The sequence below is a fragment of the Comamonas sp. JUb58 genome (genome assembly GCF_004364775.1).
Classification (GTDB): domain Bacteria; phylum Pseudomonadota; class Gammaproteobacteria; order Burkholderiales; family Burkholderiaceae_C; genus Comamonas.
The window spans coordinates 90,387-109,100 of record NZ_SOAL01000021.1; the positions used below are offsets into that span (position 1 = coordinate 90,387).

The 18,714-nt window shown below is 54.0% G+C and carries 30 protein-coding genes; 11 read left to right on the forward strand and 19 right to left on the reverse strand.

The annotated features are described in order from the left end of the window. Positions 1-4: 4 nt before the first annotated feature. Positions 5-1,279 (reverse strand): terminase family protein, encoded by a 1,275-nt coding sequence (locus tag EDF71_RS20470; RefSeq protein WP_133858393.1) that lies wholly within the window; start codon positions 1,277-1,279, stop codon positions 5-7. After that, on the reverse strand, positions 1,230-1,763 hold the full coding sequence (locus EDF71_RS20475; protein WP_133858394.1) for a hypothetical protein: 534 nt from the start codon (positions 1,761-1,763) through the stop codon (positions 1,230-1,232). Before EDF71_RS20475 ends, EDF71_RS20470 begins: the two co-directional genes overlap by 50 nt. 58 nt (positions 1,764-1,821) lie before the next feature. On the opposite strand from EDF71_RS20475, the gene EDF71_RS20480 reads away from it, so the two are divergent. Continuing rightward, entirely contained in the window at positions 1,822-2,031 is a 210-nt protein-coding gene (locus EDF71_RS20480) for a hypothetical protein (RefSeq protein WP_243854376.1), read from the forward strand. Between the two features lie 422 nt (positions 2,032-2,453). Here EDF71_RS20480 and EDF71_RS20490 read toward each other — a convergent pair whose 3' ends face one another. From EDF71_RS20490 to EDF71_RS20560, 17 genes are all read right to left on the reverse strand, one after another. Continuing rightward, on the reverse strand, positions 2,454-2,669 hold the full coding sequence (locus EDF71_RS20490) for a hypothetical protein (protein WP_133858396.1): 216 nt from the start codon (positions 2,667-2,669) through the stop codon (positions 2,454-2,456). Positions 2,670-2,944: 275 nt separating this feature from the next. Next, the gene (locus EDF71_RS25120; RefSeq protein WP_166656602.1) at positions 2,945-3,118 is read right to left on the reverse strand and encodes a hypothetical protein; all 174 of its coding nucleotides are present in this window, start codon (positions 3,116-3,118) and stop codon (positions 2,945-2,947) included. 18 nt (positions 3,119-3,136) lie between these two features. Beyond that, positions 3,137-3,343, reverse strand: a complete 207-nt coding sequence (locus EDF71_RS20495) for a hypothetical protein (protein ID WP_133858397.1) — start codon at positions 3,341-3,343, stop codon at positions 3,137-3,139. Positions 3,344-3,886: 543 nt separating this feature from the next. Further along, on the reverse strand, positions 3,887-4,342 hold the full coding sequence (locus EDF71_RS20500; protein ID WP_133858398.1) for a zinc finger-like domain-containing protein: 456 nt from the start codon (positions 4,340-4,342) through the stop codon (positions 3,887-3,889). Beyond that, positions 4,339-4,881 (reverse strand): recombination protein NinG, encoded by a 543-nt coding sequence (locus tag EDF71_RS20505; RefSeq protein WP_133858399.1) that lies wholly within the window; start codon positions 4,879-4,881, stop codon positions 4,339-4,341. Before EDF71_RS20505 ends, EDF71_RS20500 begins: the two co-directional genes overlap by 4 nt. After that, positions 4,878-5,288, reverse strand: coding sequence for a recombination protein NinB (locus EDF71_RS20510; protein WP_166656603.1), 411 nt, complete (start codon positions 5,286-5,288; stop codon positions 4,878-4,880). Before EDF71_RS20510 ends, EDF71_RS20505 begins: the two co-directional genes overlap by 4 nt. Next, a complete protein-coding gene (locus EDF71_RS20515; protein WP_133858401.1) occupies positions 5,281-5,559 on the reverse strand; it encodes a DUF3310 domain-containing protein in 279 nt (92 codons plus the stop codon). Before EDF71_RS20515 ends, EDF71_RS20510 begins: the two co-directional genes overlap by 8 nt. Positions 5,560-5,568: 9 nt before the next feature. After that, positions 5,569-6,537: a DnaB-like helicase C-terminal domain-containing protein gene (locus tag EDF71_RS20520; RefSeq protein WP_133858402.1), complete on the reverse strand. Its 969-nt coding sequence runs from the start codon at positions 6,535-6,537 to the stop codon at positions 5,569-5,571. Beyond that, on the reverse strand, positions 6,515-6,877 hold the full coding sequence (locus tag EDF71_RS20525; RefSeq protein WP_133858403.1) for a hypothetical protein: 363 nt from the start codon (positions 6,875-6,877) through the stop codon (positions 6,515-6,517). Before EDF71_RS20525 ends, EDF71_RS20520 begins: the two co-directional genes overlap by 23 nt. 5 nt (positions 6,878-6,882) lie before the next feature. Further along, positions 6,883-7,632, reverse strand: a complete 750-nt coding sequence (locus EDF71_RS20530) for a hypothetical protein (RefSeq protein WP_133858404.1) — start codon at positions 7,630-7,632, stop codon at positions 6,883-6,885. Continuing rightward, the gene (locus EDF71_RS20535) at positions 7,625-7,903 is read right to left on the reverse strand and encodes an HNH endonuclease (protein WP_208301101.1); all 279 of its coding nucleotides are present in this window, start codon (positions 7,901-7,903) and stop codon (positions 7,625-7,627) included. Before EDF71_RS20535 ends, EDF71_RS20530 begins: the two co-directional genes overlap by 8 nt. Further along, positions 7,896-8,069 carry a hypothetical protein gene (locus tag EDF71_RS25125; RefSeq protein WP_166656604.1) on the reverse strand — a complete coding sequence of 58 codons (174 nt, stop codon included), beginning with the start codon at positions 8,067-8,069 and terminating at the stop codon, positions 7,896-7,898. The genes EDF71_RS20535 and EDF71_RS25125 overlap by 8 nt, the downstream gene beginning before the upstream one ends. Beyond that, complete coding sequence (locus EDF71_RS20540) at positions 8,066-8,338, reverse strand: hypothetical protein (RefSeq protein WP_116924388.1); 273 nt, start codon at positions 8,336-8,338, stop codon at positions 8,066-8,068. The genes EDF71_RS25125 and EDF71_RS20540 overlap by 4 nt, the downstream gene beginning before the upstream one ends. Continuing rightward, positions 8,335-8,508: a hypothetical protein gene (locus tag EDF71_RS25130; RefSeq protein WP_166656605.1), complete on the reverse strand. Its 174-nt coding sequence runs from the start codon at positions 8,506-8,508 to the stop codon at positions 8,335-8,337. Before EDF71_RS25130 ends, EDF71_RS20540 begins: the two co-directional genes overlap by 4 nt. Before the next feature lie 235 nt (positions 8,509-8,743). After that, positions 8,744-8,950: a hypothetical protein gene (locus EDF71_RS20550; RefSeq protein WP_116924389.1), complete on the reverse strand. Its 207-nt coding sequence runs from the start codon at positions 8,948-8,950 to the stop codon at positions 8,744-8,746. A 45-nt stretch (positions 8,951-8,995) separates the two neighbouring features. Continuing rightward, entirely contained in the window at positions 8,996-9,250 is a 255-nt protein-coding gene (locus tag EDF71_RS20555) for a hypothetical protein (RefSeq protein WP_133858406.1), read from the reverse strand. Continuing rightward, a complete protein-coding gene (locus EDF71_RS20560) occupies positions 9,247-9,486 on the reverse strand; it encodes a YdaS family helix-turn-helix protein (RefSeq protein ID WP_133858407.1) in 240 nt (79 codons plus the stop codon). Before EDF71_RS20560 ends, EDF71_RS20555 begins: the two co-directional genes overlap by 4 nt. Positions 9,487-9,571: 85 nt before the next feature. Here EDF71_RS20560 and EDF71_RS20565 point away from each other — a divergent pair, with 85 nt between their 5' ends. The 10 genes from EDF71_RS20565 (at position 9,572) to EDF71_RS20605 (ending at position 18,092) form a co-directional block, all read left to right on the forward strand. Then, positions 9,572-10,312, forward strand: a complete 741-nt coding sequence (locus tag EDF71_RS20565) for a S24 family peptidase (RefSeq protein WP_133858408.1) — start codon at positions 9,572-9,574, stop codon at positions 10,310-10,312. A gap of 244 nt (positions 10,313-10,556) precedes the next feature. Further along, on the forward strand, positions 10,557-11,069 hold the full coding sequence (locus EDF71_RS20570; protein WP_133858409.1) for a hypothetical protein: 513 nt from the start codon (positions 10,557-10,559) through the stop codon (positions 11,067-11,069). Positions 11,070-11,302: 233 nt separating this feature from the next. Then, the gene (locus EDF71_RS20575; protein WP_133858410.1) at positions 11,303-12,436 is read left to right on the forward strand and encodes a fibronectin type III domain-containing protein; all 1,134 of its coding nucleotides are present in this window, start codon (positions 11,303-11,305) and stop codon (positions 12,434-12,436) included. A 305-nt stretch (positions 12,437-12,741) separates the two neighbouring features. Next, positions 12,742-12,906 carry a hypothetical protein gene (locus tag EDF71_RS25135; RefSeq protein WP_166656606.1) on the forward strand — a complete coding sequence of 55 codons (165 nt, stop codon included), beginning with the start codon at positions 12,742-12,744 and terminating at the stop codon, positions 12,904-12,906. Between the two features lie 29 nt (positions 12,907-12,935). Beyond that, complete coding sequence (locus tag EDF71_RS20580; protein ID WP_166656607.1) at positions 12,936-13,388, forward strand: helix-hairpin-helix domain-containing protein; 453 nt, start codon at positions 12,936-12,938, stop codon at positions 13,386-13,388. A 309-nt stretch (positions 13,389-13,697) separates the two neighbouring features. Beyond that, the gene (locus EDF71_RS20585) at positions 13,698-14,756 is read left to right on the forward strand and encodes a nucleoid-associated protein (RefSeq protein ID WP_133858412.1); all 1,059 of its coding nucleotides are present in this window, start codon (positions 13,698-13,700) and stop codon (positions 14,754-14,756) included. Further along, positions 14,728-15,921: a hypothetical protein gene (locus EDF71_RS20590; protein WP_133858413.1), complete on the forward strand. Its 1,194-nt coding sequence runs from the start codon at positions 14,728-14,730 to the stop codon at positions 15,919-15,921. Before EDF71_RS20585 ends, EDF71_RS20590 begins: the two co-directional genes overlap by 29 nt. Before the next feature lie 200 nt (positions 15,922-16,121). Continuing rightward, the gene (locus EDF71_RS20595; RefSeq protein ID WP_133858414.1) at positions 16,122-16,349 is read left to right on the forward strand and encodes a hypothetical protein; all 228 of its coding nucleotides are present in this window, start codon (positions 16,122-16,124) and stop codon (positions 16,347-16,349) included. Positions 16,350-17,431: 1,082 nt separating this feature from the next. Beyond that, entirely contained in the window at positions 17,432-17,686 is a 255-nt protein-coding gene (locus EDF71_RS20600; RefSeq protein WP_133858415.1) for a hypothetical protein, read from the forward strand. A 67-nt stretch (positions 17,687-17,753) separates the two neighbouring features. Continuing rightward, on the forward strand, positions 17,754-18,092 hold the full coding sequence (locus EDF71_RS20605; protein WP_133858416.1) for a hypothetical protein: 339 nt from the start codon (positions 17,754-17,756) through the stop codon (positions 18,090-18,092). Positions 18,093-18,714: the final 622 nt, after the last annotated feature.

The window sequence follows — 18,714 nt, forward strand, 5'->3', positions numbered from 1 at the left end:
TTCCTTACCAGCGGAATGTCTCTACCTTGGCGGTGCGCTTCACAATTGGCCACTTGTTGGCGATCACATACCCAGCAGCGTCGATAACGTGGTCCACGCCGCTTGATTTGTCTGGCACGCCGTTCTTGTCGTAGGCCTGCTGCTCCAGTGCATCGGTCAGCTTCGGGCATCGGTCTGTGTTCACCAGGTAGCGCCGCTCACCCTCTCCATTCAGGATCAGGGCGTTCACTGCATTCACACGGTCCGCCACTGCGGGGTTGGTCGAGTTCACTCGCACCGTCAGTTCATTGGCCTTCAGGATGCTCAGGTCCGACTCGGTAGCGTTCTTGCTGCTCGCGTTCTGCCCCGAGGCATCTGGGAACACCTGAACAGCGTGGCCCTTGGCCTTGTACCGCTCGTTGAAGAGCTTCGCCATGTATGGCGTATCGCGGCCATCCGTTATCTCATCCACCGCTACCGGCCAGCCATCCCGCAACACATAGACCACCGCCGCCATCGCCAGGCGGTTAAAGTCCATCCCGATCAGGACAGGCTCACCGGCTTGCAGCGATGCATCGGAGTGGTTCAGCCGGCGGTCAAAGTCTGGGTAGACACTTCCCGCCGTCAGGTTCGTGAACTGACCGCGCAGATACGCGTCGATCAGCTGCTTGGGGTAGCTCTCATAGAGCGACTGGATGTAGTCATCGGGAAGGTTGGCCGCGTTGTCGAACGTGCTGGCCTGAACCATCCCATACAGCTTGCCCAGCGCAGCGCGCTCCTGAGGTTGCTTGTGGAACCGCTGATAGACGAACTTGAAGCCCTCAGGCGTCGTCGTCACATCGATCCCGTTTTTCAGCCCGTCTACCTTGTAGCGCATCCGGGCAATGATCTTGTTCCAGGCCTGCTCAGCCTTGACCGCCTGCATCACATCCAGCTCGTCAACCAGCGCGTGGCCGATCTTGAAGCCCACGATGTTGGAAGGCTTCTCCATCGACCGGCAGATGATCGTCGTCCGGTACTGCGAGCCGCTGAACAGGTGAACTTCCTTGTTCGCCTCTTTGATGTCAGCCTTCAGGCCCCAGTCAAACGCAACCTCATCAATCGTCGGGAAGAAGATGTCCCGAATCTGCGGATAAGTCGGTGCGAAGTAGCCTTGGTTGACCTTTGGCCACTCCCAAGCGTTCCTGCACGTTGATGCACAGCCGGCCCAGGTCTTGCCCGAGCCGAACCCGGCGACGTATGCGCGGTATTTATGAGGCAGCTCCAGAAACCGAGCCTGCGGAATGTTCAGGCTCGGCATGCTTTCTTGCGTCCTTTACTGTCACTTGAATATTGACGGGCACAGGTTGAGCGTTCTCGCCTTCTCCACCCTCTTCTGGCTTGTCGCGCCACCTTTGCGGCTGGCGGTTCTTCAACCAGAAGATCGCAGCCGTCGTATCTGGCGGGTAGTGCTTGACCAATGGCGTGACCGTTATCACCCCCTGGTAATTGCTGACATGCACATCCTCGTCCTCATACCCCATTGCCCGGTGATAGAGCTTCGCCGCCACCTCAGCATCGACCAGGTCCTTTCCCCCCTTTAGGGACTCCGAAAACTCGGGATGGACGGTCTTCCACAGGTTGAACGTGCTCTCAGCCACGCCGAAGAACGAGGCCATTTCCTTGTCTGTCATGCCGAGCATGCAGAGCTTCTTCGCTTGGCCTGCATACTCTGGCTTATATTTGCTAGGTCGCCCGCCTGCCTTTTTGGCAACCGGCTTGCCTTGCGCCGGTTTTGTTGCCATGGCGGGCCTTTCACTTATCTCAAAGAGAAAATTTATGAGTTACTCAGGAATGCTCCCCGTGTCTATCCCTGATGGCATGGAAGCTGCAGACATCCCCACCATGCGCAACATGGAAATAGGCGACTACACCAAGTATTTGGAAGCCCTGTTCTTCTTTGACCATCATGAGAATCTGCGCTCTAGCTTTGGCGAATATCCGGTTGCCACCACTCCGGAGCAGATTGATGCACTCATCAAATACCTCAAGCACATCAAAACACGCATGTAGCCCTCGGCTCGGCCTTCTTTGGCGTTGCCAGAGGCTTTCCAGAAAACAAAAGCCGCCCGGAGGCGGCTACTGGAATTTAAAGTTTAGAGAAATGAGACCGAAGATCTCCGTTCTCGGGGGGCAGGAGGCTCATAAAGAACTAGTACCGCAGCGTCGAAAACATGCTCTGTTACCTTCTGCACGCCTTTAATAGTGTCGAACCAAACACAGAGGACGCCATCTTCCGGGCCTAATGAATGGCTGTAGTCACCAACTGCCGAGACAGCCATAACTGGGCCACCGCTAATAAGCTGAACTTTCTGGCCTTTACTAAACGCCATCTACAACTCCCTTCATAAGAATGGCCAATATAGCCATTCTAGATTTGCAGCTGTAGGTACGAAATTCAAGATGCGCGAGGGTTTGTACTTATGCAAATGGCCCTAGACTGCCGTTACCGAGACATTGATCGTTGTAGCAGCTACTTGAATGTCATGCTCCCGCACATACAAGCCCGAGTCCGCATCCTGTCGATGGGTAGTTTTCCAGCCGGCTTGGACGGACATCTCAAAACCAGTTGCCTGATTGAATTCCAGCATTGCAGCTCGGATTACCTGGACGGCCTTTGCGGCTTCGGTTTGAACTTGATCTTTCAGCATGGCACTCTCCTATCGGGTCGCAGGGGCTAGGCTCCAAGTGTGTAGGTCGCGTGTGCGGAGAGCCTGCCCTGCGGTAACTGGTTAGCGACTAGTCCTCGCGCCAATGAGGCACGCCAAATTCGACGCCTTCTAGTAATGGCGGCTTGCGTGCAACCAGCCTGGCGCGCAGACGCTCTCTCTGCATCGCCTCGCGCTCCACAGTCTCTTGCGAGCGGACTTGGCGTTTGGAGCCACCCACTCAGGGCACAGCCATAGGGCTATCTTTCGTCTTAGGCTCATGCTGTCCACCCGTGAATGATTGGCTTGATCCAGGACCAGAGCCATGGAAGAACGAGGGCCATGGCCACGCCAGCGGCGACGCCCAGCAGCATCAGCCCGGCGAACATGCCAGTGAAGTCTGGCGCCCCCCAGCCACGCTGCATGCGTTTGCTTGCTGCTCTCTTGCTCATGGCTTACTCCAACACTGATCAGAATGCGGCTATGCGCTCAGCCAAGATGGCGCTGTAGTCTTTCATCACATCCTCTTGGCAAACAAGTCGGCCTCGCTCATCCTCGTCTTTGACGATTTCCGCGAACTTCTCGGAGTTGATGAACGTGGTCAGCTTCTGAAGCTTCTCATCCAACTCGTGCTTCTCGTCTACCACTCGTTGTTGATGGGGTGCATATTGGTTCATAGGGCCTCGCTAAAAAAGAAAAGCCAGCACTTGGCTGGCCTTGGTATTCGTACCCCATCAGACAACCCTCATGGGCTGGGGTTGCTGTTCGCTTCTTCAAGCACTGGGAAGCTCTCAGTAGGAGATGCCGCACCTTCATACCGCTCGGGTGCGGGCCGCGCTTGCTGCAGCTGACATGAAAAAGCCCCGCACTTGGCGAGGCTGGGAGTTGGTTTGAATCCTGCTATCTGAACACAACGCCATGCCCATCAGTTGCTTCGTAGATCTCAATCTCTTCAATCTCAAGAGCGGGCCAATCACGATCAAGACGAAGAACTGGAAGCGCGCGATCTTGCTCTGGCATTGCTTGCAGCTTCTCTATGAGTTCGTTAACTGTCATAACCCGCCCTTATCTAATGGCCCTAGAAGCGGAAACGCTCCGCCATCTAAGTCCTTGCCGAGCCACAACAGCCCGGCAAGTGATTCATGGTTGAGGGCCAACAACTACCGTTGCCAGCGTGGTGAATAAAACAACCTCTCAACGCTGCCGAGATTACCACATATTCAATGGGGGCGCAACAGCTTATTCATGTTGTTGCTGTGGGTCCGCTTGCAGTCCATGACGTGGTCTATCAGCAGCTGGGCATCCTTGCTGCTGGGCTCGCGGGCAAGCATGGTTCCCTTGCATTTGGAGCAGGTGTAGGTCTTGGCTTCTTTGACCTTGAGGCCTGTGCCGTTGCATTGCTTGCACTTCTGGTCGATCAGCCAGGCCATGGCCTCCGTTGCGGAATCATGGGGCGATGCCACCTTCTTGGCCTTTGCCTCATGGACCAGGCCGGCATGCATGCGCTCGATGTCCGACCGGCTGGGCTTGGTGATGATCCGCAGGTAGTGGGAGGCCACACTGGCCTTGCTCATGCCGCTTGCCTTGATCAGGTCCACCTGACCGATCTTGTGGGCTTCGTCCGAAAGGTCGCTGGAATGCATTGCTGCTGTGTAACGCTCTGCTGTGATGCTCATGGTCTACCTTTCAGTTCTTTCGTCTTTGCTCTGTATTCGTCTCTGATGGCGTCAAATTCGGCATCGGTGTAGTGGCGCGGCGTGTTATCTGCCTCCAGCTCCTCAACAAAGGCAAGCCCGTACCGCTCAACGAGGCCAGCGCGGTAGGCGATGGCGTTGCCGTGCAGGTGGGTATTGCAGGGCTGGCATTGCTTGTGAATATTGCGCGGATCAAGTGCAAGATTGATAGCAGCGCCACGGCTCCTATAGTGCCCGGCGTGCCACTGGCCTTCGTGGAACCGACCGCAGGAGATACATGGCAAGTCAGCATCGCGCAGCCGCACATAGGCATTCACCTCCACCTGGGCACGGGCCCGGCGCTGAGATGGGGTCAGGCTCCTCTCCTTACGGGTCTTGACCTTTGCTCGCTCCTCTGCCTTGTCCTGGCGCACCTTCTTCATTGCGCAGCGGGGCGAGCAGACCGTCTGCATTGGACGGACTGGCACAAAGGTTTGCGGGCAGGCCTTGCACTGGCGCGGCTTGGGGTTGAACGGCTTCATCGGCCCTCCAGCTCGTAGAACGTCACCCCGAGCTCGGTAGCGGCATATGCCTCCACCTTGGTGCAGAACTCGCTGAACTCGGCAGTGGTCAGCTTGGTGGAGCTCTTGCCGATCACATCGCCATTGGGCAGCTCATCCACGCCGATAAACATGCGCTTGAACATCTCGTGCCAGGTCTCGGCACTGAACTGCTTGCCGTTGACCACCGCCTGGGCGGCCACTTGGGCGAGAACACCCTGCCCCCAATAGCGACGGTTCTGCGGCTGGGTGCGCTTGCGGCGGGTGACGGTCAGAACCCAGCGGCCACCACCCTGCAGCACATTGGCCAGGAATGGGAACAACTGGCCATTGACCGCCAGCCAGGCCTGCTGCCGGTTGTGGAGCTCGAATTCCAGGCGCTCAGTCACGGCCAGCCCCCATGTCGATAACGGGCAGGTCCAGCAGGCCGTTTGTTGGCTCGCCCTTGGCCTCTGCCAGGAACTGGCGGTAGTGCGCCGCCTTGTCCGCGTCGTCAGAGGCGCCCTCTTTCTTGCCGGCGCGCATCGAGTACTTGATGATGTTGCCCTTGAGGAAGCCGATGTACTCCTCTTTGGTCAGCACCTCACGCATTACTTCGATGGGCTGGATTGGCATGCTCTTGTAGTGGTCGCCGCCGATTTGGGTGTCTAGTGCGCTCATGAACTTTCCTTAATAGTTGGTGCCGCCGGGCACAGACATTTCCATTGGCTGCTGGCCAGGGTTTGGCAGGTACTGCTGGCTGTCCTTGTCGAACCACAGGCCAATCGTTCCTTCCCATTCGCCGTTGCGCTGCTTGTCGCAGATCAGCAGGCAGTCGGGCTCGGTGTCTTCCACCATCTGCCCGGCTTCGCGCTTGCGCTCCTTGGGCTTGTTGCGCCAGACGGCGATCACGTTGTCCACTTGATCGGTGATCGCTCCGGTGCCCTTGAAGTCGTACTTGCCGGGCTTCGTGTCCTCGCTCGCGGGCTTCTTGATGTGGTGCACCAGGTGGATGTGGATCGAGTAGTCCCGGGCGATGGCGGTCAGCTCGTCTACAAAAGATTTCTGGCCGTTGTAGTCGTCCTCGCCTTGCACGCACTTCATCAGGCTGTCGATGAACATATGCGTCACGCCCAGTTCCTTGGCGCAGTAGCGGGCCACGGCGCACACCTGGGAAGCAGTTACCGTGCCCTGCTGGTCGTACAGCCACAGGCGGTTGTCAGTCCATTCCTTGAACTGGTCGTAGAGTTCCAACAGCGACTTGGTAGCCTCGGGGCTGCCGGCGAATGCTGGGTCCTGCGGGTTGTAGCCGGAGAACTGGCGGGCCATGCGCTCCAGGGTGCGGATAGGCTTCATCTCGAATGAGGCGATGCAGCAGCGTTCGCCCTGGGCCAGCAGACCCAGCGACACAAAGCCGGTCACCATCGATTTGCCGTTACCGTTCGCCCCACCCCACACCGTCACTTCGCCCGGACGGAACTGGAACAGGCCGTAGGTCTTAGCCCAGGGCATGTAACGGTGATTTGGACGGGTTGGCGACTTGATGCGGTCGATAAGCTCCTGCACGTAGTCCTTAGCAGGCTTGACCTTCTGCTGTGCGTCGGTCTCCTTCTCATACAGCGAAAAATCAATGTCGTCAGCGGTTAGGAAATAGGTCATCGCCGGTCTCTTTCGTGAAAATCTTTACTGCGGTGCTGATGGGTGCTGCCAGGATCTGGGGGCCTGAGCGCTTGATGGCCTCGTACAGCCGGATGGTCCGTTCGTCGCCTCTGTAGCCCATCAGGTGGACCTCCAGGCCGGTCAGCGGACGGAAGTCGATGCGCTCGGGCATATCGGTTTCGTCCAGCTGGATGTGGGCGTAGAGCTGGCCGCGGTCGAAGCTGTTGCCCTGCTGGTGCCACTCGTCGGCATGCACCCGGAACAGCCAAGAGCTGTCGTCAAAGACGTAGGCGCAGGCAGGCTTGTAGCCCTTGCGGCGCAGCTCCAAAAGTTGAGCCATGCCCTTCATACGAACGTCCCCATTGCGCCGCCTTGCGGCTTGCGGGGTTGGCCGCCGCCGCGCTGGTTCCTCACCCAGTTGCGCCAGGTCGCTTGCCAGTCGGACTTGCGGCCATCCTTCCCGGGTTTCGCCACCCAGTAGTCGCGGAACGAGTCGGCCACGACCTCAACGTCCAGGTCCCCGCGCTCTTTCGTTGCCCAGGTCTTCCAGTCATTAGGAAGAATCCAGTCGGCGCGCAGCGCAGTGCCGCGTGGCGACTTCGGAGAAGGAGCATTACTCTGTTCCTGTTCCTGTTCCTGTTCCTGTTCCTGGTTAAGAAACGGTTCCTGAACGGTTGGTGAAGGGTTTGCCTCCGATGCCTTTGGTAACCCCAGGAATTCGCCGCAAAGCCGCATGAAATCTAGCCTCCAACTGCATTCATCAGGCACTTGGTTGGCGATTTTCAAAGCTGCCTTACGCTGGTTAGGGTTCTCCGGCTGGTTCCACTCAAAATGCTTGTTGATCCACACCCATTTGGTGGTTGCGCAACGGTTGGCGAAACCGTTTTGAAACAGTTCCGCAAACACATGCGTAACCCTTTCGGCAGTCCATTGCATGTCTTCACAGATGTACCCATCAGGCAGGCGAAACACTCCAGCAATGGTTCCGTGTGGGCAGGTCAATAGATAGAGGGCCATTGCGCGCCCATCCTCAGACAACGCACGCATGCCGGCACTCGTCCAGAAGGAGGTGTGCACCTTTCCGTAGTCACGCATGATGGCGATCCTCCAAAACGGATTTGCGCGCATTGCATAACTGGCAGAGGCACTGCATATTCGAAGGATGGTGGCGACCACCATTTCGTCTAGAGATGATGTGATCTGCAATCAGATCAGTTGTTGCGCTACAGCGCCGGCATTTGCTGCCGTCTCGATGGATAACAAACGCCCGCAGCGCTGCATGTGCCGGGATGCGCATCTTGAGGCGGCCTAAAATTTTTGGCTCAATCCAGGGCTTGCCGTGGTGATCAATCCAGTAGTCACGCATGTTCTGCCCCCTTGTCAAATTTCTGAACCATCTTTAGAATTCGTTTCATCTTTACGTTGAAATAAATGGCTTTGTCCCGGTTGCCGCCGTGATAAGCCGCTACAGATAAATCGCCTGCTCGCTTCGCCAAAAGCCGCAGGCGTTTTTCTTTTGTGTCGCTGGTCATACAGCCTCCCAGACGCGATAGCCATTGCGCAGCAGGTCTTCGCCTTCGAACTGCACAACTTGCACTTGGCCGCGTGCCTGTAGCTCAGGCAGACGGCGGCAGACCTGCTCTACCGACATGCCAGTGGCTTGGGCCATCTCGCCGGCCGTCAGGGTCTTCTCATCGTCCAGCGCGGCCAGGATGCGGTCGTAGTGGTTGCCAGCAAACAGGGCTGCACGCTCGCCTGCGATGACGCTGGTAATTGGGTCGCTTGCTCGGGCGTTGTTCATCGCAGGGCTCCTTTCAGAATTCGTTGGGTCTTGAGGGTTGATGCCTGGGCCTGAGCCCCGCTTTCGATGTAGTAGCCGTGGTAGCGAGGGTTGCGGTCTACTGTCTTGAGGATTCGGGGCTTGGCCCACTTTGATGCGAGGGATTCGTTACGCTTGGTGAAGGCATTCATACCGAATCCGTTACGCAAAAGTGTTTGGGAGGGTGCGCCGCTTCGGGAACGGCACGACGGGAGCGGCAGACAGCTTGGGGATCAGGTATCTGCGCTGGATCTCTGCTGAGATCAGTTCGGTTACTAGCTCGTCAACAGTGACGCCCTGTTCAACTGCTTCGGCTTCTAGTGCGGAGAGGTCATTGCCTGCAAATGTGGTCTCATGGTTTGGTTGCACTGTGGAGTTCCTGAACGGTTACGCATAAGCGTGTCGCTTTTCCTCGGCACCAGTTGCAGACTTGGAGCCATGCAAATGCTTCAAAGCCTCCATGGCCAATTCACGGATGAAGACGGACGGCTGTACGCCGTGCAGCTCAGCCATCGCTTCCACAACACGCATCTCGGTGCTGTTCAGCGACAGGTTCACGCGCTTGGAACGAATGTGGACAGGGTCTGCATACATGGTGTGTTCTTCCTCTCTCTACAAAAACACGGGGTTGGAAATCAGTTAGGCAGCAAGAGCGATAGCCGCCCTGCGCATGGAATGGATCGACTCGTCGGGCAATGCCAGGTACAGGCAGCGATGGACGAAGTTCACGAAGACGCGCATATCGCCTTCGTTAGCCTTGCCACTCATCAGGTCAGCGCCATAGAGTCGGTCGAATTGAGTGATGAGCTCGGGGGTGTCCAGGGCCACTGCGATGCAGGCATCAAATGCAGGGTCTGCGTATGCCATCGGCAGTGGGAGGCGTGATGCGGTCATGCGGCCTCCTCTTTGTTCTTGAGCTCAGGCCAGATCTGTTGCCAGTCAGCTGGCTTGAGATCAATGCGAGAAACCGCGCCACCAGTAGCTGCCTCGATTGCGACACAGCGCTCAACTGGCACTGGACGATCACCTGCAGCCCAGCGGGACAGGTCCGGGGCATGCGCGCCGATCTTCCGGGCCAGTGCAGTCAGGCCGCCCCGTCCTTGTTCCTTGATGTAGTCTGATAGCGTCATGCGAACCAGTTTAGCGTAACGCAAAACAAATAGCAATAGCGTTACGCGCATAGACGCCTTTAGCGTTCTGCTATGAAATGAAAAAATGCGTGATATTGACCAAATCCGGCGAGACAACCTGACGACTCTTGAAGAAGAGTCCAACGGAGCGTCCGCCGCAGCCAAGTTACTTGAGATGTCCCCTGCTCAGTTCACCAACCTCAGGGTGGGCGCCAAGGACTCTAAGACCGGGAAGCCACGCGGAATGCGAAAGGAGACCGCCCGACGTATCGAGGCGGCTTTCGGCAAGCCCATTGGATGGCTCGATCAGGATCACTCAGGAAACGTGGAACTGCAAAGCGTTGCTCCAGCTCCGCATGAAGACCCGGCCGGCAACGGAGACCTTGTAATTACAGAATTCGATGCGGGTGGAGGGATGGGAACGAATGGTCGCCTTCTTCTGGAGGATCAGCCTGGCGTGATCCGCAGCTGGAACGTCAGTGCTGATTGGCTCCACCTGAACGTGCCTTCGTACAGTTCATTGAAGAATTTGTGCATCGTCACTGGCTTCGGCCCCAGCATGAGGCCAATGTTTAATCCTGGAGACCCGCTTTTGGTGGATCGAGGCGTGCGCACGGTCAACCATGAAGGCATTTACTTCTTTCGAGTGGGCGACGAAGGCTTCATCAAAATTGTCCAGCGCGTTCCTGAGTTCGAGGGCCCCGGCTTTGTTTACCGGATCATCTCCAAGAACCCAGACTATCCGCCTTACGACATTTCTGCCAAGAATCAGCACTTCCAAGTGATTGGGAAGGTCCTGACAGTGTGGCGAAGTGAGCAGTTCTGAGTAATAAATGGCAGACTCATGAAGAAGCTTTTTTTGCCTCTAGCCTTAATTATTTTTATCACGGGATGTGGCAACCACCAAGCTGAGGTTGATGCATGCTGGGAGCGCGGCGTGGCCTACTTCAAAGACATGGGCTCTTACCCAAATCTGCAGAGTGCAGAGAACCAAGGCAAACGAGCGACTGATGTGGCGTGGGAGAGATGTAAGCGCAACACTAACGCTTTTTGACAAAGAGGATGCAGCAGTGATTAAAAAATATGCAATCGGCTTGTTGGCCGCCTGTGCAGCAGTGATGTCTCATGCAGATGCTATGTGGGGGAAGGTCGCTGCTGGAGATTCCCTGGAGGCTGTGAAGACAGCCCACCCTGGAGGCCAAGAAGTGCCCCCAGATGAGAAAAATGTTGTTGCGCGCACAGGTGCCATGATGCTTTATCAGCTCCAAAACGTGCCAATCGGCGCTCACAAGTTCACCGCAAGTTTTAGCTTCAAAGAAGACTCCCTCGCGCAGGTCACACTAGCAACAAAATTTAAGTCGAATGAGCGGACCTGCACTTCCGAACATCGAGGGCTAATAGATGCTTTGACCACGAAGTATGGCAAGCCATTTTCTGCAGACCCTCAAAGCACGATGCGCAGGACGGTATTTCAAAGTGGTGCGACGACGATCACTGCTGTGGGTTTCGACAGTCCGGGTGGTGAATGTTGGCTCAATGTTTTTTATACCAGCGAACTATCCGACAAGGCGAAAAATTTGTGATTGTTGCTTGAGTGTTGATGCTCCCCTCCCCCGCTGCGATGCCAGCGGGGCTGAGCCACCCAGCAGCCCGCAGACGCGGGCTTTTTTGCGCGAATAGAGAGCGCAACGAGGGTTTACCCTATCACTTGTTTCAGGGATAGCAATTGTTAATATTGTGTATAAAAATAACAATTCAGGCACAATCTGCTCAACATGAGCCGTGTCAGCGACTTCATCTTTCCGGAGCGGAACTCATGCGCCAAATCAAATCCCAGCCTATGCTCGCCGTTGGCAGCGTCAAGACCATTGCCAAGAACGCATTGCTCATAGCAGCGTTCGCTGCTTCTGCGGCGTCAGCACAGACATATGTGGGGAGCTTTAAAGTTCATGATGGCCCACCACATCCCTCAGCCCCTACGGTTTATTCGGCCTTAGAGGTCGCCGCCATGCTATTCGGGGGCGTGCCAAGTGACTATGCTATTTCTGTAAATCCGAATACCACAGACCCGAGCACGATCACACATTCCGCTCACTATTCGCCTTATGGATATGCTTGCGCGATTTTTGATGAAAATGCACGTATTGATACCGGAGCCCCAGGCTATACCTCGGGAGATCTATCAGCATACGTTAGAGATAATTGCGGAAATGGAGAAACTAATTACGTGTGGAGACTAGCTGCAACTGCACCCGCAACTGCTCCCAGTCCGACCATCACTGATACTGGAGATTCCCGAGTAAACATCTCCTGGACAGCACCAGCCAACAACGGCTCGCCCATCACGAAGTACACCGTGACGGGTGTTCCTGCCGGTTCGTGCACAACCGAGGTCGTCGCACCTGCCACGGAACCGGCAACTTCTTGCACGATTACGGGCCTTACCAACGGAACACCCTACAAGTTCACGGTCGTGGCTACCAACGCAATCGGCGACAGCGTTGCTTCCCCCGAAAGCGCAGAAGCTATTCCTAGCGCCGACATCATGTTTGTTGGTGGTGGACCAACCATCACCCTCGCCGGCGGTGTAGTGGCAGCTCCCTATTCTCAGACTCTGCAGGTAACTGGCGGCCTGCCACCGTACACCTTCTCCTACCTTGGGGACCTGCCTCCTGGCCTGTCCCTGGATTCCGCTACCGGCGTAGTCTCCGGAACGCCTACGACACCTGGCTCATACACCTTCTCGGTCGGGGTTGCTGACACCGTTGGCACAGTAGGCGTTGTGCTCAAGGCGGTACACGTCGCTGAGCAGACCTTCACCATCGTGATCACCGCTGCGCCTGTGATTCAAGCCAAGCCTGTCCCTGCTCTGGGCGGCGTCGGCCTCCTGCTGCTCTCCGGGGCAGTCGCTGGATCGATGGGCGTCATGCGCCGGCGCAAATCGAAGTGATCTGCAAGCCCTCTTCGGAGGGCTTTTTTATGCCCAGTTGTCATCTAACTAACGTCAATCCGTTTCATGCACAACAAGCATCTCAAGTTTGTAAGTTGGATCCGTTCAGCTTCGTATGATGCCGGCCTATGACGAGTAATGCACCTGAGAGTGGATCTACTGAAACTGACGATCTCCGAGAGCAGTTGCCCCCAATCCTTTGGAGAGCTTTGGCCAGAAATGGAATTCTCACCGTTGAACAAGTGAGAGCAATTTATCCAGAGCAGTTGCTCGTAATGCCCAATATAGGAGCCAGAAGATTCAGGATGATTGAGGAGATCCTCTTCCCAGGCCGCTTCTATGCGCCGATCACAGGGGATCCCGCGCACGACATGCTCAATGCCGCACAACTAGGAACAATGCTGCGCCGCGCTCAAGGGGAGCTGCATAGGCAAGATTTAAAGGCGGCAGAGCGCAACAAACAGCCCTAGAAATCTCTGCCATGCTTATGATGCTTCGCATGCCCGATGATCTGACGACACAAGCAGAAACGCCTCTAGGTGACTTGCTGCCAGCGTATGCCACTACTGTCCTCGCGAAGAACGGGATTCATACAGTCGAGGCAGTACGCCGGGCCTACCCACATCAACTACTCGATATGCATGGCATGGGCATGCTCAGGTTCAGGCAGATAGAGACAGTCCTGTTTCCTGGAAAGTCATTCACGCCGGCCAGGATCTACTCGCCCGTGCGCCACGTCAAAGGCTCATCTCTTAACGGCGTCCTCTCCCCAGCTACGGTTCAAGTCTTGGCACGAGCAGGGATCACTTCCATCGAGGAGCTGCGAGCAATGGAACCCAAGCAACTGATGAGGCTGGAGGGCTTCGGCGCAGGGAAGCTTCGGGAGATTGAGCGCGTGTTTTTTGCGAGTGAAGTAGCGCGAACCGTAGGGCCACTTTGCGACAGTCTGTAAGGTGATGTAAGCATTACACTGCTAGGATAGCGATTCTTTGGTAGCAATTCAGTACCAGAGATAAATCGCGCTGTGCAAGTGACATCAATCTACGGGGCGTTGCTCCAGATGCTAAATACTGCAGCAAAGGGCTTGAGCCAAACGTCCAACTAGCCAGCGGCGAAAACGCCAAGATGGCATTTTATCAGGCATTCGAGGATGGTATGTGAGCGTTGCTCAAAGATCACCCGTTCAATGAAGCATTACGGCCTGCAACCAAAGGCCAGTGATAACAGCTTTGCAAATTAAAAACCTAAGAGACCAGCGAATATGCAAATTCAAGAGGCAACCATTCATCGATTGATCAAAAAGGTTGATACAAGTGGCGAAGGCAGCGTTGAAAAAAAGATTCGTCCATCTGTGCTTCCCATAGATAAGGTCTTAACAACAGTTTGCTCAGATCTTTTGTCGTTATATAACGATAGTTCAAAAAACTACGGAACGTTAGGCCAAGATTCAACTTTACATATTTTCCCAGTTCGATTGAATGAATATTTAAGCTTGACTCGCAGCTTTCAATCGTTTACCATCGAAGCGCTGAAACTTATAAAATCAGAAATGGAGTCTGCTTATTTCTCGAATGGCGGATATGCACTTTTCTTGAGATATCAACACGACGGAAATGACCATCTCCTAATCGCCATGCTGAAGCTTAAGCCAGGAGCAGGGGTTAATGAAGATACATTAAGTTTGGAACCAAATCTGAACATCGATCTATCGCAATTGCATGAAGCTGCTCGAATTAATCTCACGAGACTTGACTCTCAGGTTGAGCCTTATTTGTCCTTTATTAAAGGAAAGCGAACCAAAGGAGCCATCACTGAATATTTCAGAAATGCACTTTCATGCCAAAACTTTACGAGCTCGAGTCAGCAGACGGAAATTCTAATTAAGGCTGCTGATGCCTATGTGGAAGCACGCCAGGATCTAACTACAACAGAAGAAAAACGAAGCGAACGAATTGAGATGCGACAGCGTTTGGTGCAATGCTTTGCAAGTAATAGCGACGAAGTAGTTCTGATGACTCTTGCTGCATCCATCGCACCAGCATCGCCGCAAGAATTTCTTGACTTCATAAAGAGCGGGCCTCAAGCAGAACAGTTCCCAGTCAATGATACATTCACACCTCACAAGGGCACCTATAACAAGCTAAAACGCTTTACTGGTAAAATTGGAGGTTCTGTTTCTGTGGGGTTTGACATTTCTGATATTCAAGAGCATCGCGTTTACTATGATCCTGCGATTGATGGTCTAGTACTGAAGTCTCCTACCGAACATCTTAAGAAAGTTATTCAAGAGTATGCACCAAGTCCCGGAAGCTCCTCATGAGCTTGCCCTCTGGCTTTTGGATAAGCTGGAGGGCTTGGAGAATGTTGGCGGGAGTGCACGAGCGGGCACTCTCCCCATCAAGTACGACTTTCAGGCAGTTGTATCGAATCTAGAACATGCAGGAAGTCTCGGTGGCGTATGCAATGATCTCAATAGAAATATCGAATTTTATCCAACATCAGTAGGCGTGTATGAAACACTTGCTGAGTTCTTCTCTCACTCAGGTAATCTTCGCAGCGTTCCTAATAAATTTTCAATACGAGATTTAGGATATACATCCGACCCAAACTCGCCCCCCCCGGATAAAATACAACACTACCTTTCAGCAGCGAAATTAAGCTCGTTGATTTCGGAGGTGTCAGATCACGCAGCCAACACGGGAAACTCGCAGTACTTTATAAAAAGCCATGATGCGAAGTTAGAGATCCTAATGGAGTATTCTGCAGAGGATATCCGCAACTTACCATCATTGGCTGCATTTGAGGATGATTTCATTAGGAGTGCTCATCATCAGGACCAAAAGCGAAACATCATCAGATCAACACTTTTAGATCTATTCAAGAACAAACGCAGAATTACCTTTGGTGAATTCCTGCCTTACTTCGAGGAGTTCGTACAAAACGCTCGAAGCTCTTATGCAATGTATACAGCTGATTTTTCATATGAAAAAATCAGAACAGAAGTCGAAAAGCAAAATCTTGAAGATACAGTAAGGCTGAACAAAACGGTGTCTGAAATTCAGAATCAATTGCTAGCACTTCCTGCCGCTTTGATCTTAGCTGGTGCTGGGATCGATGAAAAATCGATCATGAAAAGTGTTGCAATATGGGTGGGAATCACTATTTTCTCCTGGATTATGTGGAAGCTCATAAACAATCAAAATCACTCAGTCAACGCGATTAACAAAGAGATATCGATACGGAAAGAACGACTTGGTGCGCAACCCGAAGCAGTAGCTTCACGATTTTCAGAAACATTTACAGACCTCGAGTGCCGTGTGATAGAGCAAACAGCAGTGCTTAACGGAATTAGATGGGTTGTTGGTGTAATCTGGCTTGTTGTTTCGTTCATGTTATTCACTGTCGTCTTCCCTGAATACAGTGAGAATTTGAAAGATTTTATGGCTGCACTACCTAACAATCTTATTAATATGGGCGAAAAATAAGTGTACTATTCACAAAACTATGTAACTTTATATAAAGGTTACATTGTCACGTTTATCCGTACATCTTTAAGATACGCAACCACCAGCCTGCCCTCGCAATATGGGCTATCTGCAAGCAGTCAACTAAGGACAATTTTAATAAGCCACCTCCGGGTGGCTTTTCTTTTGCCTGCGCTGTAGCATCCCAGAAGGAGGCAGCTATGACAAAACCCGAAGATCCCTACATCGAGACCTTCCGCCTGCAAGCCGAGCGCATGGACGAGCTGGGCATTCCATGTGACCCGGATGCTGCAATGGTGCTCCTGGCGCAGTTCATGGCCGAGATCGAGGGAAGCATCTCAGAAGAAGAGATGTTCTCCCTGGCTGAGATCGGAGGCCACCTATTCCGAGAGGGTCTGAGACGGAAAATGATCAAGATGCTCAAGTAGCCCCATCGAGACATCTCAGGCCCATTAACCAAAAAAATTTGGACTAATATGTACCAATAGATTTCGAGCCGAAGTCGTGCGACACCTCCGACATCCCTCTTATCATTGCACACTGCCCTGTATAGCAGGAATCGGCCTTTTTATTTTTGGCACTCGCCACCTTTGCGGTGGCATTTTTTTGCCTGGTGCAGAGCTTCGGTGAGGCAAACGTAAGACATTGTGCAGCCCGGTTTAAGGTCATTAAAAGGAGTAAGGTGGGCCGAGGCAATCCATCTTGATTCGCCGCTATAGACCGGAGGTCTACATGTTCAAGTTCTCAGCCTATCCCCCTGCTTCGTTTTGGGACAGGTCCAAATTTATGCTCGGCATCTCTAGCGTTCCAGCCCCACAGGAACAGGAGAAAAAGCCGCCGACAGAGCCTGATAAGGCAGGCCAGGACCAGCAGATTGCTGGAACCTATCCGTTTAAGTTCTTGTAAGAGCACCCTCCTCGGACCAACCGCCTCAGGGCGGTTTTTTGTTGCTTGGACTTTGAGTCCGTACTCCCTAACAGCAACGCCTCTCCCCGCAGCCACTAGGTCAGCGAAAGCCTAGGCCGGCTCGCCCATGCCCGCCTCGATCTCAATGCGCCCTCTCCCATCATCAACGAGTCCCGTCGGCTCTGCTGCACCATGCGCGACCGCATCCCTATAGCGAGCCTTTCGTGCCCGGTTGATGGTGGGCATGGAGGGATTGTAGGATCCTTTGCGTTAATTTCGCGTTACGCTATTGACAGACATTTTGCGTAACGCTAATATTCACCCATCGCAGCAACGAACGCGAAACGACCGAAGGGGTAGCGATCCGGCCCCTGAACCGACTCGATGCAAGAGGAAGGTCTAGCTCCAGTGGAGCGCAGCTAGTTGCAGAACGCGATCAAGCCAATGACGAGAGCAGCGAAGGAATCCCGTAGCTGAGCAGCCGCCGAGGTCTGCGTCTCTTACCAGGCCGGGGGTGGAGGCAAGCAGTAGCTTTAGGCCGGGACATGAAGCTAGAAAACCAAAGCTCTGCAGATGAGGGCTTTGGTTTTCAAAGGAGAGTCACATGGCAAAGCCTGAAGGAATCTCGCAGAAGTATTACGAGTATCTGCAGGAGTGTGGATGGGATGAGAGCGACATGCAGCGCATAGCTGAGGATGTTCAATCCATGAAACAGCACATGGAAGAAAGCAGGGTTGCCCAACAGTCTCCAACTTATCAGCCTCGTGATGTTACCTGCTCGAACTACGAAAGAGCTCAGGACCGGCTATTCAAGGAAGTTGATGGATGGCTGACAGGCAAAGCTGGGCTGCGTCGTTGACCTCTAACCCCCAAGCGCCCTACTCAGGGCGGTTTCAATTTATGCGCACAGGCGCGGAAGGATGATGATGACACCAGAGCAAAACGCGATCTGCTTTGCCAAGCGAAAGCGGTTTCTTCCTGATGCCCGCGTGACTGGGATTCTGATCAATGCCGACATCGGCCCTGTCTGCTGGGGTGAGTTGCATGGCGCTGACCGTCCAGCAGGTCAGGAGTTTGTGCGCTTCGAGGCAGTGGGAGTGGATAACCGCAATGGATATGACATCGTGCAGACGGCCGATGGTGTGGCCTATGTGATTGTGTCTTTTGCTGCGCACGCAAAGGCTCGAGGCTTGACGCTCCTGAAGAATCACATCGCGGCTAACCGAGACTGGTATATGGCGCGCTTTGCGGCGACTTGGGATTGACCAAGGCAACCTCATAAGCACCCCAAGAGCATCATTTCAGATGATTTGATGCTTTGGGTACTCACCTAGGAGGATGAATGCTACTGCAGATACTAGCAATAGCCGCCATCCTCACTCAGCCCAACCCCGAGGGCAGCGGCTCCTTGAATGCCGCAATTAGCCGAGACCATAAACCCCGCCAGAAACCAAGCGGGTACGGCTAGTGACTTTGAGTGAGGGGTAGTCCGCTCTGGCGACGTTAAAGGCCAGAACCATCAAGAGAGCGCGTCACAGGGTTCGACTCCCGCCAATGACCATAAGCCGTACTGCGGTGGCTGGTAGTGAGGGTTCTGACGCGCTCCCTTGATGGTGGACTTGCTAAGCGTCCGGGGATAAGCATGTCGCGCCCGGCCACCATCCCCTATTCATAGATGTAGCCAACCCTGGCCAATCTATTCACAAACACACTCCAGCACTACCACGCTGGATTTGCCGCCTTCGGGCGGTTTTTTATTGGAGCAACCATGAGTGACTTGTCCAACATGAGGTGTTAGTGCCGATGCAAATCTGATCAGGTAAACCACAAAGTGCCGATGCAAAATTGACCAGGGTGTTCCACTGACCTGCTGAAACTTTCAGCAGG

Bases quoted from the DNA above. Each gene is read 5' to 3' on its own strand.
- EDF71_RS20470 (WP_133858393.1), bottom strand. From the start codon at position 1,279: ATGCCGAGCCTGAACATTCCGCAGGCTCGGTTTCTGGAGCTGCCTCAT.
- EDF71_RS20475 (WP_133858394.1), bottom strand. From the start codon at position 1,763: ATGGCAACAAAACCGGCGCAAGGCAAGCCGGTTGCCAAAAAGGCAGGC.
- EDF71_RS20490 (WP_133858396.1), bottom strand. From the start codon at position 2,669: ATGCTGAAAGATCAAGTTCAAACCGAAGCCGCAAAGGCCGTCCAGGTA.
- EDF71_RS25120 (WP_166656602.1), bottom strand. From the start codon at position 3,118: ATGAGCAAGAGAGCAGCAAGCAAACGCATGCAGCGTGGCTGGGGGGCG.
- EDF71_RS20495 (WP_133858397.1), bottom strand. From the start codon at position 3,343: ATGAACCAATATGCACCCCATCAACAACGAGTGGTAGACGAGAAGCAC.
- EDF71_RS20500 (WP_133858398.1), bottom strand. From the start codon at position 4,342: ATGAGCATCACAGCAGAGCGTTACACAGCAGCAATGCATTCCAGCGAC.
- EDF71_RS20505 (WP_133858399.1), bottom strand. From the start codon at position 4,881: ATGAAGCCGTTCAACCCCAAGCCGCGCCAGTGCAAGGCCTGCCCGCAA.
- EDF71_RS20515 (WP_133858401.1), bottom strand. From the start codon at position 5,559: ATGAGCGCACTAGACACCCAAATCGGCGGCGACCACTACAAGAGCATG.
- EDF71_RS20520 (WP_133858402.1), bottom strand. From the start codon at position 6,537: ATGACCTATTTCCTAACCGCTGACGACATTGATTTTTCGCTGTATGAG.
- EDF71_RS20525 (WP_133858403.1), bottom strand. From the start codon at position 6,877: ATGGCTCAACTTTTGGAGCTGCGCCGCAAGGGCTACAAGCCTGCCTGC.
- EDF71_RS20530 (WP_133858404.1), bottom strand. From the start codon at position 7,632: ATGCGTGACTACGGAAAGGTGCACACCTCCTTCTGGACGAGTGCCGGC.
- EDF71_RS20535 (WP_208301101.1), bottom strand. From the start codon at position 7,903: ATGCGTGACTACTGGATTGATCACCACGGCAAGCCCTGGATTGAGCCA.
- EDF71_RS25125 (WP_166656604.1), bottom strand. From the start codon at position 8,069: ATGACCAGCGACACAAAAGAAAAACGCCTGCGGCTTTTGGCGAAGCGA.
- EDF71_RS20540 (WP_116924388.1), bottom strand. From the start codon at position 8,338: ATGAACAACGCCCGAGCAAGCGACCCAATTACCAGCGTCATCGCAGGC.
- EDF71_RS25130 (WP_166656605.1), bottom strand. From the start codon at position 8,508: ATGAATGCCTTCACCAAGCGTAACGAATCCCTCGCATCAAAGTGGGCC.
- EDF71_RS20550 (WP_116924389.1), bottom strand. From the start codon at position 8,950: ATGTATGCAGACCCTGTCCACATTCGTTCCAAGCGCGTGAACCTGTCG.
- EDF71_RS20555 (WP_133858406.1), bottom strand. From the start codon at position 9,250: ATGACCGCATCACGCCTCCCACTGCCGATGGCATACGCAGACCCTGCA.
- EDF71_RS20560 (WP_133858407.1), bottom strand. From the start codon at position 9,486: ATGACGCTATCAGACTACATCAAGGAACAAGGACGGGGCGGCCTGACT.
- EDF71_RS20565 (WP_133858408.1), top strand. From the start codon at position 9,572: ATGCGTGATATTGACCAAATCCGGCGAGACAACCTGACGACTCTTGAA.
- EDF71_RS20575 (WP_133858410.1), top strand. From the start codon at position 11,303: ATGCGCCAAATCAAATCCCAGCCTATGCTCGCCGTTGGCAGCGTCAAG.
- EDF71_RS25135 (WP_166656606.1), top strand. From the start codon at position 12,742: ATGATTGAGGAGATCCTCTTCCCAGGCCGCTTCTATGCGCCGATCACA.
- EDF71_RS20580 (WP_166656607.1), top strand. From the start codon at position 12,936: ATGCCCGATGATCTGACGACACAAGCAGAAACGCCTCTAGGTGACTTG.
- EDF71_RS20585 (WP_133858412.1), top strand. From the start codon at position 13,698: ATGCAAATTCAAGAGGCAACCATTCATCGATTGATCAAAAAGGTTGAT.
- EDF71_RS20590 (WP_133858413.1), top strand. From the start codon at position 14,728: ATGCACCAAGTCCCGGAAGCTCCTCATGAGCTTGCCCTCTGGCTTTTG.
- EDF71_RS20595 (WP_133858414.1), top strand. From the start codon at position 16,122: ATGACAAAACCCGAAGATCCCTACATCGAGACCTTCCGCCTGCAAGCC.
- EDF71_RS20600 (WP_133858415.1), top strand. From the start codon at position 17,432: ATGGCAAAGCCTGAAGGAATCTCGCAGAAGTATTACGAGTATCTGCAG.
- EDF71_RS20605 (WP_133858416.1), top strand. From the start codon at position 17,754: ATGACACCAGAGCAAAACGCGATCTGCTTTGCCAAGCGAAAGCGGTTT.